Below are 16512 nucleotides of genomic sequence, written 5' to 3' on the forward strand. Positions count from 1 at the left end.
CATCATGACCTGCTCGAATACCTTCAGCTACAAACCCTTCAGTCACTTGACCCGTCCACGGGAAGTGATCCGCCAATTCACCCCCAACTGGTTTGCTGCCACCATGGGCACCGGCGTGCTGGCGCTGGCCTTGGCCCAATTGCCGGCCGATGTGCCTGGCTTGCACGCGATTGCCGAAGCGCTGTGGTTTTTCACCATCGGCTTGTTTGTGCTGTTCAGCGTGTTGTACGCGGCCCGTTGGGTGATGTTTTTCGATGAGGCGCGGCGGATATTCGGGCACTCTACGGTGTCGATGTTCTTCGGCACCATCCCCATGGGGCTCGCGACCATTCTCAACGGCCTGCTGTTGTTCGGCCTGCCGCGGTGGGGCAGCGACGTGATCCCCCTGGCTGAAGCGCTATGGTGGCTGGATGTCGCCATGGCCCTGGCCTGCGGCGTGCTGATCCCGTTCATGATGTTCACCCGCCAGGAACACAGCATCGACCAGATGACGGCCGTCTGGCTGCTACCCGTGGTGGCCGCCGAAGTCGCCGCCGCCAGCGGTGGGCTGCTGGCACCGCACATCGCGGACGCCCATTCACAGCTGGTGATGCTGGTGACCAGCTACGTGCTGTGGGCGTTTTCCCTGCCGGTGGCGTTCAGCATCCTCACTATCCTGATGTTGCGCATGGCCCTGCATAAGCTGCCTCACGCCAATATGGCCGCGTCGAGCTGGCTGGCGTTGGGGCCCATCGGCACCGGTGCCTTGGGTATGTTGCTGCTGGGGGGCGATGCGCCGGCGATCTTCGCGGCCAATGGTTTACCGGGCGTCGGTGAGATGGCCAACGGTCTCGGCGTGGTCGCGGGGATTACGCTGTGGGGCTTCGGCCTGTGGTGGATGCTGATCGCGGTATTGATCACCCTGCGTTACCTGCGCGCTGGTATTCCGTTCAATCTGGGGTGGTGGGGCTTCACCTTTCCGTTGGGGGTCTACGCCCTGGCCACGTTGAAGCTGGCGAGCCTGTTGCACCTGGGTTTCTTCAGCGTATTCGGCAGTGTGCTGGTGGTCGCGTTGGCGCTGATGTGGTTGATCGTGGCCAAGCGCACGGTGCAGGGTGCTTATAAAGGTGAGCTTTTTGTTTCGCCGTGCATTGCAGGACTAGCGAATAAGTAAGCCGGATTAGGTAAAGTCGTGGCCTGAATGTTTCTACAAAAAAACAGGCCACGCAGGAACACGGACGATGAGCCACCCCTCGCAATTCACTTTGCTGCGCACACGGCGTTTCCTGCCGTTTTTCATCACCCAGTTGCTGGGCGCGTTCAATGACAACATCTTCAAGCAATCGCTGATCCTCGCCATTCTCTACAAGCTCACCATCGACGGTGACCGCTCTATCTGGGTCAACCTCTGCGCCTTGCTCTTTATCCTGCCGTTCTTCCTGTTCTCGGCGCTGGCCGGGCAGTTTGGCGAGAAATTCAACAAAGACGCCTTGATTCGCGCGATCAAGATTGGCGAGATCGTGATCATGGCCGTGGGGGCGACGGGCTTCCTCACCAACCACTTGGAAATGATGCTGCTGGCGCTGTTTGCCATGGGCACCCACTCGGCGCTGTTCGGGCCGGTGAAGTACTCGATCATGCCCCAGGCTTTGCACGATGATGAATTGGTGGGCGGTAATGGCCTGGTGGAGATGGGCACGTTCCTGGCGATCCTGGCCGGCACCATTGGCGCCGGGATCATGATGTCGTCCACCCATTACGCGCCGGTGGTGTCAGTGGCGATCGTCGGCGTGGCGGTGCTGGGCTATCTGGCCAGCCGCAGTATCCCAAGGGCAGCGGCGTCGACCCCTGGGTTGCGTCTGAACTGGAACATTTTCAGCGAATCCTGGGCCACCTTGCGTTTGGGCCTGGGGCAGACGCCCGCGGTTTCGCGTTCGATCGTCGGTAACTCGTGGTTCTGGTTTGTCGGCGCGATCTACCTCACGCAAATTCCCGCCTACGCCAAGGAATGGTTGTACGGTGACGAAACCGTGGTGACGCTGATCCTCACCGTATTTTCGGTGGGCATCGCGCTCGGCTCGATGCTCTGCGAAAAACTCTCCGGGCGTAAGGTAGAAATCGGCCTGGTGCCGTTCGGTTCATTCGGCCTGACGGTGTTTGGCCTGCTGCTGTGGTGGCACTCCGGCGGCTTCCCGCAGAACGTGCAGGCCAACGACTGGCTCGCCGTGCTCAGCTACGGCCAGGCCTGGTGGGTGTTGTTCGATATCCTTGGCCTGGGCGTGTTTGGCGGCTTCTATATCGTGCCACTGTACGCACTGATCCAGTCGCGTACCGCCGAGAACGAGCGCGCGCGGGTGATCGCGGCCAACAACATCCTCAACGCACTGTTCATGGTGGTCTCGGCCATCGTGTCGATCCTGCTGCTGAGCGTGGCCAAGCTGTCGATCCCCGAGCTGTTCCTGGTGGTGTCGCTGCTCAACATCGCGGTCAACACCTACATCTTCAAGATCGTTCCCGAGTTCACCATGCGTTTCATGATCTGGCTGCTCAGCCATTCCATGTACCGGGTGGAGCATCGCAACCTGGAGGCGATCCCGGATGAAGGCGCGGCGTTACTGGTGTGCAACCACGTGTCGTTTGTCGATGCACTGCTGATCGGCGGCGCGGTACGTCGGCCGATTCGCTTTGTCATGTACTACAAGATCTACCGTTTGCCGGTGCTGAACTTCATCTTCCGCACCGCCGGGGCGATTCCGATTGCCGGCCGTCACGAAGACATCCAGATCTACGAAAAGGCCTTCACACGCATTGCGCAGTACCTGAAGGAAGGCGAGTTGGTGTGCATCTTTCCCGAGGGCAAGCTGACCGCCGATGGCGAGATGAACGAGTTTCGCGGTGGTGTGACGCGGATTCTGGAAGAGACGGCGGTGCCGGTGATTCCGATGGCGTTGCAGGGGTTGTGGGGGAGTTTCTTCAGCCGCGATCCGAACAAGGGCTTCTTCCATCGCATCTGGTCGCGGGTGGTGTTGGTGGCCGGTGAGCCGGTGGCGGTAGAGGCCGCGACGCCTGCGCAGTTGCAGGAACGGGTGGGGGTGTTGCGGGGGAGTGTCAGGTAGTTGTGGGCTGGGTTACTGGCCTCTTCGCAGGCAAGCCCGCTCCCACACCAGGCCGCGTTGTTCTAGCGAACGCGGTCTGGTGTGGGAGCGGCGGTTCGACAGCGGTAATGGATCAGGTGCTGATCTTGAGCCCAATGAGCCCGCAAATGATCAGCGCCACGCTGGCCAACCGGAACAACGCCATGGACTCCCCAAACAGGATGATCCCGGCAATCACGGTGCCCACGGCACCTACGCCGGTCCAGATGGCGTAGGCCGTGCCCAGCGGCAATTCTTTCATGGCCAGGCCCAGCAGGCCGAGGCTGACGGCCATGGCGGCAATCGTCAACGCAGTCGGCAGCGGTTTGCTGAAACCGTCGGTGTACTTCAGGCCGACGGCCCAGCCGACTTCAAACAGACCCGCGAAAAACAGAATGATCCAGGACATGATGACCTCCTAACGTTAGGTGGGGTCGTCCCCGGATTAGGCGCTGGAAGCGTCGCGGGGTCGTCCCCGCGAAGCTCGGTAGAGTGCCGAAAAGTGCTCGGCTGATCAAGTTTGCGGGGTGTTCTCCAGCACGCGGCGGTCTTCCTTTTCGCTCATGCGGCGGAAGTAGGTGGACAGCAACGCCCCGGAAATATTGTGCCAGACGCTGAACAGTGCACTCGGCACCGCCGCCAATGGCGAAAAATGGGCGCTGGCCAAGGCGGCGCCCAGTCCTGAGTTCTGCATGCCGACTTCGAGCGCCAGCGACTTGCGCTGTGCCAGAGGCAACTGGAACACGCGGCCGGTGAAGTAACCCAGCAGGTAACCGAAGCTGTTGTGCAACATCACCACCGCCATGATCAACAGGCCCGACTCGGCAATCTTCGCCTGACTCGCCGCAACCACCGCCGCGACGATGATCACAATGCTCACCACCGACACCAGCGGCAACACATCCACTGCATGGCGCACCCGCTCACCGAGCACGCGTTGCGCCAGTACACCGAGCACGATCGGCAGCAGCACCACTTGCAGGATCGACCAGAACAACTCCATGAACGACACCGGCAGCCAGGCCGACGCCAGCAGCCAGATCAGCGCCGGGGTGAGGAGCGGGGCGAGGAGGGTGGTGACGGCGGCGATGGCGACCGACAACGCCAGGTCGCCACGGGCCAACCAAGTCATCACGTTGGACGAAGTCCCGCTCGGGCAGCAACCGACCAGGATCACGCCGACGGCGATTTCCGGCGGCAGGTGGAAGGCCTGGCACAGCAACCAGGCCATGCCGGGCATGATGACAAAGTGCGCGACCACGCCCAAGGCCACGCGCCACGGATGGCGGGCGACTTCGGCGAAGTCATCAATCTTGAGGGTCAGCCCCATGCCGAACATCACCAGGCCCAGCAACGGAACGATGGCGTTTTTCAGGCCGATGAACCAGCTGGGTTCGAAGAAGGCGACGACGGCGAAAACCAACACCCAGTAGGCGAAGGTATTACCGACGAAGCGGCTCAAGGCGGCGAGTGCGCGCATGGGGGTGTCCTTGTTGTCAGTTAGGTTCGGTAATGCTGATGTCTGCCTGGGAACCCAATCAAATGTGGGAGCGGGCTTGCTCGCGAATGCGGTGTGTCAGTCGCTGAATATGTTGACTGATCCACCGCATTCGCGAGCAAGCCCGCTCCCACAGGTTGATCTTCACAAGGCGTTAGATGCCCTGTGGGGTCTCTTCACCGCCGAGTGCTTCGACCAGCGCGGGGATGAAGTCCCCAAACGTCAGCATCATCAGGGTAAAACTCGCATCCAGTTGGCCCAGGGCTTCGTCGCCGCCGTCCTGTTCCGCCTGGTCCTGCAGCAGGTCTTCGAACTTCAGGCGCTTGACGGTCATCTTGTCGTCGAGCATGAAGGACAGCTTGTCCTGCCAGGCCAGGGACAGTTGGGTCACGACTTTGCCGGTGGTCAGGTGGAGTTGGATCTCTTCGCCGGTCAGGTCCTGGCGCTTGCAGCGCACGATCCCGCCGTCTTCGTGGGTGTCACGCAGCTCGCATTCGTCAAGGACGAAGAAGTCATCGGCCGGCTTTTGGGTGGTGACCCAATCGGTCATGATCGCGGTTGGCGCGGTTTTAACCGTGAGTGGACGAACCGGCAGGGTGCCGATCACTTCACGCAGGGTCGACAGCAGGTCTTCGGCGCGTTTCGGGCTGGCCGAGTTGACCAGGATCAGGCCCTGTTTCGGCGCAATGGCGGCGAAGGTCGACGAGCGACGGATAAAGGCGCGTGGCAGGAAGGCCTGGATGATTTCATCCTTGATCTGGTCGCGTTCCTTTTTATAGACCTTGCGCATCTGCTCGGCTTCGATCTCTTCGACCTTTTCCTTGAGTGCATCACGCACCACGCTGCCCGGCAGGATACGTTCTTCCTTGCGCGCGGCGATCAGCAGGAAGTCACCGCTGACGTGAACCAGGGGAGCGTCTTCACCTTTACCAAAAGGCGCGACGAAACCATAAGTGGTCAATTCCTGGCTTGCGCAAGGGCGCGCCAGTTTGGTGGCCATGGCCGCTTCCAACGCCTCGGCATCAACAGGCAGATCTTGGGTCAGGCGATAGATAAGCAGGTTCTTGAACCACATGGGGTGAGTCTCTCCTTTATACAAAGGGGGGCATTATTCTCTTGATAACGTCCCAGGCCAACCCTGCCTAAGCCATTGGAAGCTATCAAAAAAAAGATTTCAGAAAGTGCTTGCCAGACTTAAGGTCGCTCCGTAGAATGCGCGCCACACCGAAACGAAGGGTGATTAGCTCAGCTGGGAGAGCGTCTGCCTTACAAGCAGAATGTCGGCGGTTCGATCCCGTCATCACCCACCATTCGCTTCAAGTGTTACGCGCAGCGGTAGTTCAGTCGGTTAGAATACCGGCCTGTCACGCCGGGGGTCGCGGGTTCGAGTCCCGTCCGCTGCGCCATATTCGGTAACCTGGAACGCTGAACGCCAGGTCACCACAAGAAGCCCGCTCAATGAGCGGGCTTTTTGCTGTCTGGGGTTTGCAAAAAGCCAAAAAACGCCGCCGATCATTTCCGATGACCGGCGGCGTTTTTATTGGGCGATTAGACATCCCCGCGTGTAGTCACCCTGAAGGTGCGCGGTTCACCCATAGAATCGGCGTGGCTCAAGCATTATCGAGAATGGTATCTCATTGGGCGGCCAGGCAGCGGGTAAGCGCAACAGACTCGCATTTGACGACGTAGAAGCCCGTTTTTGCTGGGGTTTCTCGTAGCTGAGAAAATATTTCAAATAAATTGCATTTAAATCAAGACATTGCGGATTTTTGGTGTATGATGCCGCCCACACCGAAAGTGAAGGGTGATTAGCTCAGCTGGGAGAGCGTCTGCCTTACAAGCAGAATGTCGGCGGTTCGATCCCGTCATCACCCACCATTCGCTTCAAGTGTTACGCGCAGCGGTAGTTCAGTCGGTTAGAATACCGGCCTGTCACGCCGGGGGTCGCGGGTTCGAGTCCCGTCCGCTGCGCCATATTCGGTAACCTGGAACACTGAACGCCAGGTCACCATAAGAAGCCCGCTCATCGAGCGGGCTTTTTTTCGTCTGCGTTTTATCCTCTCCGCGCTCTGCCATTGTGCACTGCCTATTCGCCCTGAACTGTGTGGGTGCGCCATGACGTGGGGGAATACCCCCATGCACATTGGTTGATTGCGCCCTCGGCCGCTTAACCGTTTATCTATAGCCACGCGAAGACTTCCAGGCGAGTGACCGGCAGCAGGATGCTGCGGGGGCTCGCTCTCCAACATAAAAATAGTCTGCAAGGGGAACGGCTCTCTATGAAATATCCACTGCGTCCGTTGGTGTTCTGGCCAACGTTCCTGATCCTGCTGGCGGCGGTGATCGCCAGCTACATCGATCTGAATGCATTCCTTGCGGTCAGCAAACAGCTCAACAACCTGATCCTGAAAAACTTCTCATGGCTGTTCAGTGCCGGCTCGTTTGCCATGGTGGTGCTGACCGCGATCGTCTACTTCTCCGCGCTGGGCAAGGTGCGAATCGGCGGCGAAGACGCCCAGCCGTTGCTGAGCAAATGGCGCTGGTTCATGGTGGCGCTGTGCACCACCCTCGCGGTGGGCGTGCTGTTCTGGACCACGGCCGAACCGCTCTATCATCTGTATGGCCCGCCCACCAGCCTGCCGATCGAGGCGGGTAGTTCGGCGGCGAAGACCTTTGCCATGTCGACGATGTTCCTGCACTGGACCATCACCCCCTACGCCATCTACCTGGTGCCCTCGCTGGTGTTTGCGTTGGTGTTCTACAACCGACGCAGCAATTTCTCCATCGGCGCCATGCTTGAACCGTTGCTCGGTGAAGCGCGGGTCAAGCGCTATGCAGGGCTGATCGACACCCTGGCGATGTTCGCCCTGGTGGCCGGCATGGCCTCGTCCCTGGGTACCGGCGCGCTGACCTTGGCCGGGGGCCTGGCTCAGTACATCGGCGGTGAAACCACACCGTTGCGCCTGGCTATCATCATCGCGATCATCGTTATTACCTTTGTCGCCTCGGCCGCCAGCGGCCTGCAGAAAGGGATCGTGATGCTGTCCTCGTTCAATACTTGGATCATGCTCGCCCTGGGGCTGTTCGTGCTGTTGTGCGGGCCGACCCTGTACATGTTCAGCCTTGGCGTCGAGTCCCTCGGCGTGTACCTCGACACCTTCTTCAGCCGCAGCCTGTTCACCGGCGCCGCCAGTGGCGACACCTGGCCACACAGTTGGACGGTGTTCTACTGGTCGGTGTGGTTTGCCTGGGCGCCGGTCAGTGCGTTGTTCCTCGGCAAGATCGGGCGTGGCTACACGGTGCGTGAATTCATCCACATCAACATGCTCTACCCGGCGTTGTTCACGGCGGTGTGGATCTGCATCTTTTCCGGCACCAGTCTGTACTTCGATGCGCTGGGCGACGGCAGCCTCAACCGTGTGCTGAACGAGCAGGGCGTGGAACACGTGCTGTACCAGATGTTCCAGCAGTTGCCGGCCAGCGGTCTGATGATCGCGTTCCTGCTGTTCGTGGCGTTCATCTCCTTTGTCACCGCCGCCGACTCCAGCACCGATGTGATCGCCAACCTGTGCAGCAAAGGCGTGACCGCCGATTCCGACCTGGATGGCAACCCAGCGTTGAAGATCGTCTGGGGCGTGATCATCGGCTCGGTATCGTGGGTGATGGTCTCATTCGTCGGCATCGACGGGGTGAAGATGCTCTCCAACCTCGGCGGTCTGCCGGGGATGCTCCTGGTGTTGCTGGCCAGCACCTCACTGATCTTCTGGTTGAAAAATCCCGCATTGCTGGATGTGAAACGCCATCAGCGGACCCCCGCAACGGAACTGCACAGCGCCAGCCCGGCGCCGGATTTCGCCCGCTGATCGATTGAACCGCTGTTGGAGTTACTGATGGAAATCGTCACTGAATTTGCTTACACCGTGCGCGAAATCGAGCACTGCCTGATCCCCTTGAAGGACGGCACCCAGCTGGCCGCACGCATCTGGTTGCCGGAAGTCGCCGGCCTGCAGACCTTTCCGGCGATCCTGGAATACCTGCCGTACCGCAAGCGCGACGGCACCGCCGTGCGCGATGCGCTGACCCACCCGTGGATGGCGGGGCAGGGCTATGTGTGTGTGCGGGTGGATATGCGCGGCAACGGTGAGTCCCAAGGCTTGATGGCCGATGAGTACCTGCTGCAGGAACAGGAAGACGCCCTTGAAGTGATCGACTGGCTGTGCCGGCAACCCTGGTGCGACGGCAATGTCGGCATGATGGGCATCTCCTGGGGCGGCTTCAATGGCTTGCAAGTCGCGGCGCGCCAGCCCGAGGCATTGAAGGCGATCATCACCTTGTGCTCCACCGATGACCGTTATGCCGACGACATCCACTACAAGGGCGGCAACCTGTTGATGGAAAACTTCGGCTGGGCCGCCACCATGCTCAACTTCAGCGCAGCGGTGCCTGATCCCTTGCTGGTCGGCGACGACTGGAAAGACCTCTGGCACCAACGCCTGGACGCCATGCCGCTGCTCGCCGAAACCTGGCTGCAACACCAGACCCGCGATGACTACTGGCGCCACGGCTCGGTGTGCGAGGACTACGCGAAGATCAAGGCGGCCGTGTATGCGGTGGGCGGCTGGGGCGATGCCTATCGCAACACCGTTTCGCGCCTGATGCAAAACCTGCCCGGCCCGAAGAAGGCCATGATCGGACCGTGGATTCACAAGTACCCGCATTTTGCCGTGCCCAACCCGGCCATCGGCTTCCTGCAAGAAGCCAAGCGCTGGTGGGATCACTGGCTCAAGGGCATCGATAACGGGGTGATGGATGACGCATCCTGCACCTTTTACTTACAGGATATTCTGCCGCCGAAGGGCAGTTATGCCGAGCGGCCGGGGATCTGGGTGCAGACGTCGGGCTGGCCCGACTCGCAAGTGCAATGGACGGATTTCAGCCTGGGCGAACATGGCCTGAGTACGGGTGCACAACCTTTGGCGGCGCCGCGCAGCATTTGTTCGCCGCTGACCACCGGCCTGCACCAGGGCGAGTACTGCGCTATCTGGTTTGGCCCCGATGGCCCGACGGATCAACGTCGCGATGACCTCCAGTCGCTGTGCTTCGACTCGCAGCCGCTGACCGAGCCGCTGTCGTTGCTCGGCGATGCACGGCTTAAGTTGCGTCTGGCAAGTGACACATCCTGTGGTCAATTGGTCGCCAGGCTGAATGCGATAGCGCCGGATGGGCAGGTCACGCAAATCAGCTACGGCGTGCTTAATCTCACACTGCGTGAGGACTTTTCCCAGGTAACGCCTGTCGTCCCAGGTCAACCGATGGATGTGCAGTTGAGCCTCGACCACATCGGCATGCGCCTGCCTGCCGGCTACCGTTTGCGCCTGGCGCTCAGCACGGCGAGTTTCCCGTTGCTGTGGCCGAGCCGCGAGCTGACCACTTTGACGTTGCTGCCAGGCCTGCAAAGCCTGCAACTGCCGGTGTTTACTGGCGAGGCGGTGGAGTGCCCGTTCGAAGCGCCGCAGTCGGCTACACCGGTAGCGATGGAAGTCTTACGCGGTGCCGCGCCGAAACGCACACTGATCGAAGACGTGGGCAGTGGCGAAGTCTGTGTGAAAATTGAAGACGACCTGGGTTCGGTGCGTTTTACCGACCATGGCTTGTCAGTGGACCAGCGTTGCACCGAGCAATACCGCACCTTGCCCTGGGATCCGCTGTCGACGCGGGCCGACATCGAATGGCACTACTGTGTCGGCCGCGACCAGTGGGCCGTGGAGGTGGAAAGCCACCTGAGCGTGCACGCGGATGCCGAGTGGTTCTACATCGAAGCGGAGCAGACCGCCTGGGAAAATGGCCAACTGGAACATCGTCGACAATGGAGTAAGCGCGTGGCCAGGGTCGCACTGTAAGCAGGCAAGTGGCAGGATGCCTGTCAACGTGATCTCTGCGGGCCTGGGGTAACCTGGGCCCGTCATTGCCAATGGACTTGCTCATGTCGCGCCGAAATGTCGATCTTCCGCCCCTCAACTGCCTGCAGACGTTCGAAGCGGCCGCACGCCATTTGAGCTTTACCCAGGCGGCCCATGAACTGAATCTGACCCAAAGCGCGGTTAGCCGCCAGGTCAAACGCCTCGAAGAAGACTTGGCCCGCCCGCTGTTTTATCGGCTGGCCCAAGGCTTGAGCCTGACCCCTGCCGGGGTACGTTACTTCCGTACCGTCCAACGCCTGTTGCGCGAGCTTGATCGTGAGTCCGCCGAGTTGCGCAGGCGCGGTGCCGATCGCCAGTTGACCCTGGCCAGCACGCCCACTATCAGCTCTATCTGGCTTGCCGGTCTGTTGCCGCAGTTCCAGCGCGACCATCCGGACCTGGATATCCGCATCCTGTGCAGCGAAAGCCCCAGCCACTTGGATGTCAGCGAATATGACCTTGGTTTGTTCTATCACTTGGATGAACTGGCCGCGCCCCACGGCCTTGAGCTGTCACCGGTGTTCGACAGCGAGCAGGTCATCACCGTGTGCAGTCCCGGCTACCTTGAGCGCCACGGCCCAATTCGCGACCTGCACCACTTGTTGCACGCTCACACCTTGCTGATCGTCGAGGACCACCACCACGATTGGCTGACCTGGGCCGACTGGTTCGCCGACGCCGGTGCCGACTACTACTCTCCGCGCCATGCGTTGCGCACCAACAGCTATCAATTGTTGATGCAATCGGCGGTGATGGGGCACGGCGTCGCCCTGGGGTGGAAGCGCTTGCTGGAGACTGACCTTGAGTCCGGACGCCTGCAAATGGCCTTGCCCCACAGCATGCACAGTCGCGGCCGCCTGCACCTGATGCAGCCGCATCATCGCAATCCGCCCGCGGCGGTGCGCAGTTTTCGTCAATGGTTGCAGGCACGTACCGCAGAGGCTGGACTCGCTGACTGAGTGTCAGTGCTGGCCGGTATTTTTCTTTTTGGTCTGGCGCGTCGCCAAGTGTTCGAAGCAAAAAGAAGCGGTGCCGAACACGGCGATCAGGGTGAGTACGATCATGCCGAGGGTTGAGCTTTCCACGGTGACTTCCTACGGGTGATGGGGTAGGTGCTCACGGTAGAGGCAGGGGTGATAAGGGCTCAATAGACCCGACGCAATCCTTACGCCGTCGGGCCTGATGTTATGCATTCTTTACGGGGCGTTGCGGCTGTGGCGGTAATCGCTGACCGCTTCGTACACCGCCTTGCGCAAGCGGTTGATACCGCCGATAGGGCGGTGTTCCGCTACACCAAACCAGGGGTTGAACGATTGGTTGTCGCACGCCAGGTTCTGCTCGGGTGTATCGAAATCCTGCGCCGGGATGCGCACCTTGGCCACCGTTTCATAGGGCGCATCGCTCTCCTTCCATTCGATGCTGGTGTCTTCGATGGGCATGAAAGTCTGCGGGTTCTGCCGCTGGATCTGCAGCACGAAACACGCAGGTATGCGGTCGGTGGACAACTGCTGGCTCAAGGCGCTGCGCAGGAAGTTCGGCAAGTCCTGGTTTTGCTTGGGCAGTTGATATTCCGGGCAGCTGAGCGGGTCGGGCGCGACGCGGAACTTGGCGTTGGCCGCCCCGAACTTGTAGGGCGAGACCGAAAAGTACGTCGTTTGCGTCGGGCTGGCCGGTGCGGGGGCCAGGGTCGCCAGGGCGATAAACAGGTGGCGCACCTGCCAGGTCCGCGGGTCTGCCTTGGGGAAGAACGCCAGGACTTTCTTGCCGTCCGCTTGTGCGCCGATGTTCTGCGCATACTCCGCTACATCGCTGACAAAGAAGTTCGGGTGGCTGAACATCACGAAGTCCTGTTCCGTGCGTGCCTGTTGATCGGCCAGCAGTTGTTTGCCCGGCACGTCCAGCAGCTTGAGTGCCATGCCCCGCGCATCCCGGATGCTGTCGAACTGTGGGTAGGCGTTGCCGTTGGACAGTCGCATCATCGCCTGCCAGGTCTTGCCCGGCTCGGCGAACACGCCCTGGCGCAGCGCCGGGTCGAGATCGGCCAACACGCTGAATTCGGCCTTGACGCAACCATGGGCCTTGGCATGGGCATCGCGCAGGTAGCGCGTGCCTTCGCGGTGCTGGTCAACGATGCGCACGGCCGTCTGGATAATGCCTTGGGTCATCGCTGCTTCGCCCGGCGGAATCTGCTCATTCGGCGACACCGGGCCGCTGTGTTGCCAGGCGTACCAGGCGGTAGCGGCCAGCCAGCCGAGCAGGCCGAGGCCCACCAGCCACAGCAGGGTCTTGCCCAGAAACGCGCCGATGCGCAGCCATAGGCGGGCGAGCAGGGAAGGTCGGTCGTAGGGGGATCGAATCATCATGGCAGTTGTTGCTCCAGCGGGCCGCCCAGTACTTTGAGGTATTCCAGCAGCGCCCAGCGTTCCTGCGGTAGCAGGCCACGGCCGATCACGCCATTGCCACGACTGCCGGCACGGAATTCGTGACCGCTGTTGTGGTTGCCGGTGATTTTGGTGTCGAACAGAAAGGCATTCTTGAACGCACCGGTCTCAAAGCCGAGGTGGCGCGGGTCGTAGTTGAAGGTGCCTTTATAGAAGGTGGTGCTGCGCTCGTCCTGGGGCGAGAGCAACTGATAGATCGTCGGCACCGAACCGTTATGCAGGAACGGCGGTGTCGCCCAGACGCCTGCCAATGGCCGCGCCTTATAAGCTCGCAGTTCACGCACGCCAATGGGCAGGCCGTAGCCGTCCAGGCGCGGGCGCTCGTCCGGGGTCACGCCGGCGGCGCGGTAGGCATGTTCTTCGACGAAAGCGGTGACGTAGGCGAGGCCCTTGGCCACGGACATTTTTTTCAGGTCCAGTGGCTCGGTCGGCGTGGGGTGCAGTTCGACGTTGAGTTTGGCCAGTTCCGCCAGGTCCCATTGCAGGGCGCTGAGGTCGTAGCGCTGATCGGCGATGTTGCTGGCAGTGCCGGGGTCGGTGCCGATGTAGGCCACTGGCAGCATTTTCAGCTGTTGCACAGGACGGCCGTTTTCCTGGGTGACGCTGGGCACATGGCAGCCGGCGCAGTTTTCGGCGAACAATGCGCGGCCTTGGGCGGCGAGCGGCTTATCGATGGTGCCGAACAGATTCTCGGGCCAGGTCGGGGCCTTGAGGCGTTGCAGGGTTTCTTCGATCAGGTTGAGGTCGCGCACCCTTACGCTGGAAGGGTAGCGCGCATCGCCCTGGAGCGGTTGGCCGGCGTCGTCGAAAAAGGTCAGGGTCGCGCCGACACCCAGCGCTTCGCCGATGTTGCGTGCCATGGGCTGTTGGGCCGAGCCGTTCCATTGCACCCAGTCGAAGGTCCAGATATCCCACAACTGCGGGTAGTCCACCGGCGCATTGGCGACGCGATAGTTGTCGGGAGAAATGGCGTCGCCAAAGCTGGCGTTGGCAATGCGGCCAAAGGCGTCCGTGCGGCCGGGACCTTCTTCAGTGGGGTAGAGGCCACGGTGGGTATCGTTCCAGGCCACCTTGAGGAATTTGTTCAGCGACTGCTTGAAGTCTTGGCGCAGTTGTTTGTGCTCGGCGTCGTAGCGATCTTTCAGCACCTGGCGGGCAAAGCGTTCGAACTTCCATGGGTTGTAATAGGTGGCCGCCAGGCTCGCGACCAGGGCCTGGCCGAAACTGCCGCCGCGCAAGGTCGGCACGCTGGAGGGCAGCACGTGCTGGGCGGAACCGCCGTCGATCCGCAGGGCTTGGTTTTTGTAATGCAGTTCGCCGGTGTGGCAGGCGGCGCAGGTGATATCCAGGTACTCGACGTTGCTGCCGGCGTTTTTGTGCCGGGCGAAACCCACGGGCAGGTTGCCGGGGTTTTGCGCCGTGGGCAGTTGCTTGGGGTCGACCAGGAAACCGAAGCGGGCCAAATACGCTGGCGTGGCAAAGCGCTGCTCGGAAAACGGCAATTCCAGGGCAGTGAACCAGTCGTAGTGCAGGCCTTTTACCTGGGTGCCCTGGGGCGTGAAGTAGTAGGTCTGGCGGTCGGCGGCACTCCATTGGTCCTGGTAGTGCACCTGCTCCACGGGCACGTAGTCCGGCAGCTTGGGGTTGATGGTGTAATAAAGCACCACGGCCAGGATCAGGCCCAGTGCTATTAATATCAGGAGTAAAACACGGGAAAAAATGCGCAAGATGGCTATCCTTGTCTCGGCCTTGTCGAGGTGTCGCGTTGTTATGCCACTACGCCACAAGGGCGGCAAGTGGCCATGAGCCTGGTAGCAGGCGGCCCCACGATCCTTCGCGGGGCCCCATCATGAATGAAAATGCTTTTAAACACGTGAACTTATCAGAAGTTTCCTGCTCACATGCCGGTAGCCATTGGTCGTGGCCGCCTGATAAGCTCGCGACTTTATTCGAATGCCCTATTGGCGCATGAACAAGGAAATAGCATGAAACAGCATCGGTTGGCGGCGGCGGTGGCCCTGGTTAGCCTGGTACTTGCGGGTTGTGATTCGCAGACCAGCGTAGAGCTGAAAACCCCGGCGCAGAAAGCTTCCTACGGCATCGGCCTGAACATGGGCAAAAGCCTTGCCCAAGAAGGCATGGATGACCTGGATTCCAAAGCAGTAGCCCAAGGCATCGAAGATGCTGTCGGCAAAAAAGAGCAGAAGCTCAAAGACGACGAGCTGGTTGAAGCGTTTGCCGCACTGCAAAAGCGTGCTGAAGAACGCATGACCAAGATGAGCGAAGAGTCGGCAGCCGCCGGCAAGAAATTCCTCGAAGACAACGCCAAGAAAGACGGCGTCGTCACTACCGCTTCCGGTCTGCAGTACAAGATCATCAAGAAAGCCGATGGCGCACAGCCTAAGCCGACTGACGTGGTGACTGTGCACTACACCGGTAAACTCACCAACGGCACCACCTTTGACAGCTCCGTGGATCGCGGTAGCCCGATTGACCTGCCGGTCAGCGGCGTGATCCCAGGTTGGGTCGAAGGCCTGCAACTGATGCACGTCGGCGAGAAGGTCGAGCTGTACATCCCTTCGGACCTGGCCTACGGCGCACAAAGCCCAAGCCCAGCGATCCCAGCCAACTCCGTGCTGGTATTCGACCTGGAGCTGCTGGCCATCAAGGATCCAGCCAAAGCAGAAGCACCTGCAGCACCAGCCGCCAAGAAGTAATCGGCGCCTGAACATACAACGCCCCGTCTAGACGGGGCGTTGTTGTTTCTGGGGGGCATCGTTCTAAATGGGGGAGCTGCGCAGATCCAAACGAACGTCTGTGGCAGGTAACAGTCTGATATAAGACTCGAGTACGGGTAGCCGCACATCAACGCCAAGTCAATGAAATCTTGGGTTTTTTTTCAGTGCGCAAAAAATGCCCGATCTGACTGAAAGCCTTGTAACACGTGGCTTTCAGCGCGGAAAATAGGCTCTGTTCACAAGGTTATCCACAATTTGTGTGGATAACCTTTTATGTCGCCTGGAACTGGAGTGACAGATGAAACCACCCTTCAATTTCACCCGTTTCCTGCCCATGGCCGCGCGTCTCCTAGGGCGTGGACGTTTGCCGACGTTACTGTTCGCGGTGGCGGCCAAGGGCTCCAGCCAGGGCAATCGCCTGGGCAAACTCAAGGATGACTTCAAGTTGCTCCAGGCGCTGTGCCTGGCCTACTGGCGCGGCGAGTACCGGGCGATCAGCCCCAAGGCGCTGATCTCGGTGGTGGCGGGGTTGATGTACTTCCTCAGCCCGATTGATGCCATTCCGGACTTTATCCCCATGTTCGGCATGCTCGACGACATTGCCGTGCTGGCATGGGTCATGAAGACCCTGGAAGGCGAACTGAGCGCCTTTCGTGCCTGGCGTGACGCCCAGCGCCCGGAAAAGCTCGCCGTGGTTGAGCGACTGCCTGCGACGCCCGCGCTGCTGGCCAAGGAAAACCCGCAAAAAAACGGATGACACGG

General features: G+C 60.5%; 13 protein-coding genes and 4 tRNA genes. 11 read left to right on the forward strand and 6 right to left on the reverse strand.

The genetic code is table 11. The annotated features are described in order from the left end of the window. Positions 1-4: 4 nt before the first annotated feature. Together AC4PS7_RS28340 and AC4PS7_RS28345 are read left to right on the forward strand one after the other, a co-directional pair. The gene (locus tag AC4PS7_RS28340) at positions 5-1153 is read left to right on the forward strand and encodes a TDT family transporter (protein ID WP_042572443.1); all 1149 of its coding nucleotides are present in this window, start codon (positions 5-7) and stop codon (positions 1151-1153) included. Between the two features lie 67 nt (positions 1154-1220). Next, positions 1221-3095, forward strand: a complete 1875-nt coding sequence (locus tag AC4PS7_RS28345) for an MFS transporter (protein ID WP_045792354.1) — start codon at positions 1221-1223, stop codon at positions 3093-3095. A 112-nt stretch (positions 3096-3207) separates the two neighbouring features. Here the strand turns inward: AC4PS7_RS28345 and sugE are convergent, their stop codons facing one another. From sugE to rdgC, 3 genes are all read right to left on the reverse strand, one after another. Further along, complete coding sequence (gene sugE, locus AC4PS7_RS28350; protein WP_010211634.1) at positions 3208-3522, reverse strand: quaternary ammonium compound efflux SMR transporter SugE; 315 nt, start codon at positions 3520-3522, stop codon at positions 3208-3210. 105 nt (positions 3523-3627) lie between these two features. Next, the gene (locus tag AC4PS7_RS28355) at positions 3628-4593 is read right to left on the reverse strand and encodes a bile acid:sodium symporter family protein (RefSeq protein ID WP_198730029.1); all 966 of its coding nucleotides are present in this window, start codon (positions 4591-4593) and stop codon (positions 3628-3630) included. A 172-nt stretch (positions 4594-4765) separates the two neighbouring features. Further along, the gene (gene rdgC / locus AC4PS7_RS28360) at positions 4766-5686 is read right to left on the reverse strand and encodes a recombination-associated protein RdgC (RefSeq protein ID WP_010211632.1); all 921 of its coding nucleotides are present in this window, start codon (positions 5684-5686) and stop codon (positions 4766-4768) included. A 159-nt stretch (positions 5687-5845) separates the two neighbouring features. On the opposite strand from rdgC, the gene AC4PS7_RS28365 reads away from it, so the two are divergent. The 7 genes from AC4PS7_RS28365 to AC4PS7_RS28395 all read left to right on the forward strand — a co-directional run bounded on the left by AC4PS7_RS28365 (position 5846) and on the right by AC4PS7_RS28395 (position 11530). Further along, positions 5846-5921 (forward strand) — tRNA-Val (locus AC4PS7_RS28365). Positions 5922-5940: 19 nt separating this feature from the next. Further along, a tRNA-Asp gene (locus tag AC4PS7_RS28370) sits at positions 5941-6017 on the forward strand. Positions 6018-6413: 396 nt separating this feature from the next. Next, positions 6414-6489 (forward strand) — tRNA-Val (locus tag AC4PS7_RS28375). A 19-nt stretch (positions 6490-6508) separates the two neighbouring features. Then, positions 6509-6585 (forward strand) — tRNA-Asp (locus AC4PS7_RS28380). Between the two features lie 305 nt (positions 6586-6890). Beyond that, positions 6891-8474 (forward strand): BCCT family transporter, encoded by a 1584-nt coding sequence (locus AC4PS7_RS28385; RefSeq protein ID WP_010211631.1) that lies wholly within the window; start codon positions 6891-6893, stop codon positions 8472-8474. A gap of 27 nt (positions 8475-8501) precedes the next feature. Beyond that, a complete protein-coding gene (locus AC4PS7_RS28390) occupies positions 8502-10511 on the forward strand; it encodes a CocE/NonD family hydrolase (RefSeq protein ID WP_198581537.1) in 2010 nt (669 codons plus the stop codon). 83 nt (positions 10512-10594) lie between these two features. Next, a complete protein-coding gene (locus tag AC4PS7_RS28395) occupies positions 10595-11530 on the forward strand; it encodes a LysR substrate-binding domain-containing protein (protein ID WP_010211627.1) in 936 nt (311 codons plus the stop codon). A 3-nt stretch (positions 11531-11533) separates the two neighbouring features. Here AC4PS7_RS28395 and AC4PS7_RS28400 read toward each other — a convergent pair whose 3' ends face one another. The 3 genes from AC4PS7_RS28400 to AC4PS7_RS28410 all read right to left on the reverse strand — a co-directional run bounded on the left by AC4PS7_RS28400 (position 11534) and on the right by AC4PS7_RS28410 (position 14739). Further along, a complete protein-coding gene (locus AC4PS7_RS28400) occupies positions 11534-11656 on the reverse strand; it encodes a hypothetical protein (RefSeq protein WP_010211625.1) in 123 nt (40 codons plus the stop codon). 111 nt (positions 11657-11767) lie between these two features. Continuing rightward, positions 11768-12934: a catalase family protein gene (locus tag AC4PS7_RS28405; RefSeq protein ID WP_492179869.1), complete on the reverse strand. Its 1167-nt coding sequence runs from the start codon at positions 12932-12934 to the stop codon at positions 11768-11770. After that, entirely contained in the window at positions 12931-14739 is a 1809-nt protein-coding gene (locus tag AC4PS7_RS28410) for a di-heme-cytochrome C peroxidase (protein WP_137206509.1), read from the reverse strand. The genes AC4PS7_RS28405 and AC4PS7_RS28410 overlap by 4 nt, the downstream gene beginning before the upstream one ends. Before the next feature lie 258 nt (positions 14740-14997). Here AC4PS7_RS28410 and bamJ point away from each other — a divergent pair, with 258 nt between their 5' ends. Both bamJ and AC4PS7_RS28420 read left to right on the forward strand, forming a co-directional pair. Beyond that, positions 14998-15729, forward strand: a complete 732-nt coding sequence (gene bamJ / locus AC4PS7_RS28415) for a BamJ family beta-barrel-assembly machinery protein (RefSeq protein WP_010211620.1) — start codon at positions 14998-15000, stop codon at positions 15727-15729. 319 nt (positions 15730-16048) lie between these two features. Beyond that, the gene (locus AC4PS7_RS28420; protein ID WP_010211619.1) at positions 16049-16507 is read left to right on the forward strand and encodes a YkvA family protein; all 459 of its coding nucleotides are present in this window, start codon (positions 16049-16051) and stop codon (positions 16505-16507) included. Positions 16508-16512 lie beyond the last annotated feature (5 nt).

The organism is Pseudomonas sp. DW-iso3 (genome assembly GCF_058725305.1).

Excerpts from the sequence above, each read along its gene's own strand:
- AC4PS7_RS28390 (WP_198581537.1), top strand. The coding sequence starts at position 8,502 with ATGGAAATCGTCACTGAATTTGCTTACACCGTGCGCGAAATCGAGCAC.
- AC4PS7_RS28420 (WP_010211619.1), top strand. The coding sequence starts at position 16,049 with ATGAAACCACCCTTCAATTTCACCCGTTTCCTGCCCATGGCCGCGCGT.
- AC4PS7_RS28395 (WP_010211627.1), top strand. The coding sequence starts at position 10,595 with ATGTCGCGCCGAAATGTCGATCTTCCGCCCCTCAACTGCCTGCAGACG.
- AC4PS7_RS28340 (WP_042572443.1), top strand. The coding sequence starts at position 5 with ATGACCTGCTCGAATACCTTCAGCTACAAACCCTTCAGTCACTTGACC.
- rdgC (WP_010211632.1), bottom strand. The coding sequence starts at position 5,686 with ATGTGGTTCAAGAACCTGCTTATCTATCGCCTGACCCAAGATCTGCCT.
- bamJ (WP_010211620.1), top strand. The coding sequence starts at position 14,998 with ATGAAACAGCATCGGTTGGCGGCGGCGGTGGCCCTGGTTAGCCTGGTA.
- AC4PS7_RS28345 (WP_045792354.1), top strand. The coding sequence starts at position 1,221 with ATGAGCCACCCCTCGCAATTCACTTTGCTGCGCACACGGCGTTTCCTG.
- AC4PS7_RS28385 (WP_010211631.1), top strand. The coding sequence starts at position 6,891 with ATGAAATATCCACTGCGTCCGTTGGTGTTCTGGCCAACGTTCCTGATC.
- AC4PS7_RS28355 (WP_198730029.1), bottom strand. The coding sequence starts at position 4,593 with ATGCGCGCACTCGCCGCCTTGAGCCGCTTCGTCGGTAATACCTTCGCC.
- AC4PS7_RS28405 (WP_492179869.1), bottom strand. The coding sequence starts at position 12,934 with ATGATGATTCGATCCCCCTACGACCGACCTTCCCTGCTCGCCCGCCTA.
- sugE (WP_010211634.1), bottom strand. The coding sequence starts at position 3,522 with ATGTCCTGGATCATTCTGTTTTTCGCGGGTCTGTTTGAAGTCGGCTGG.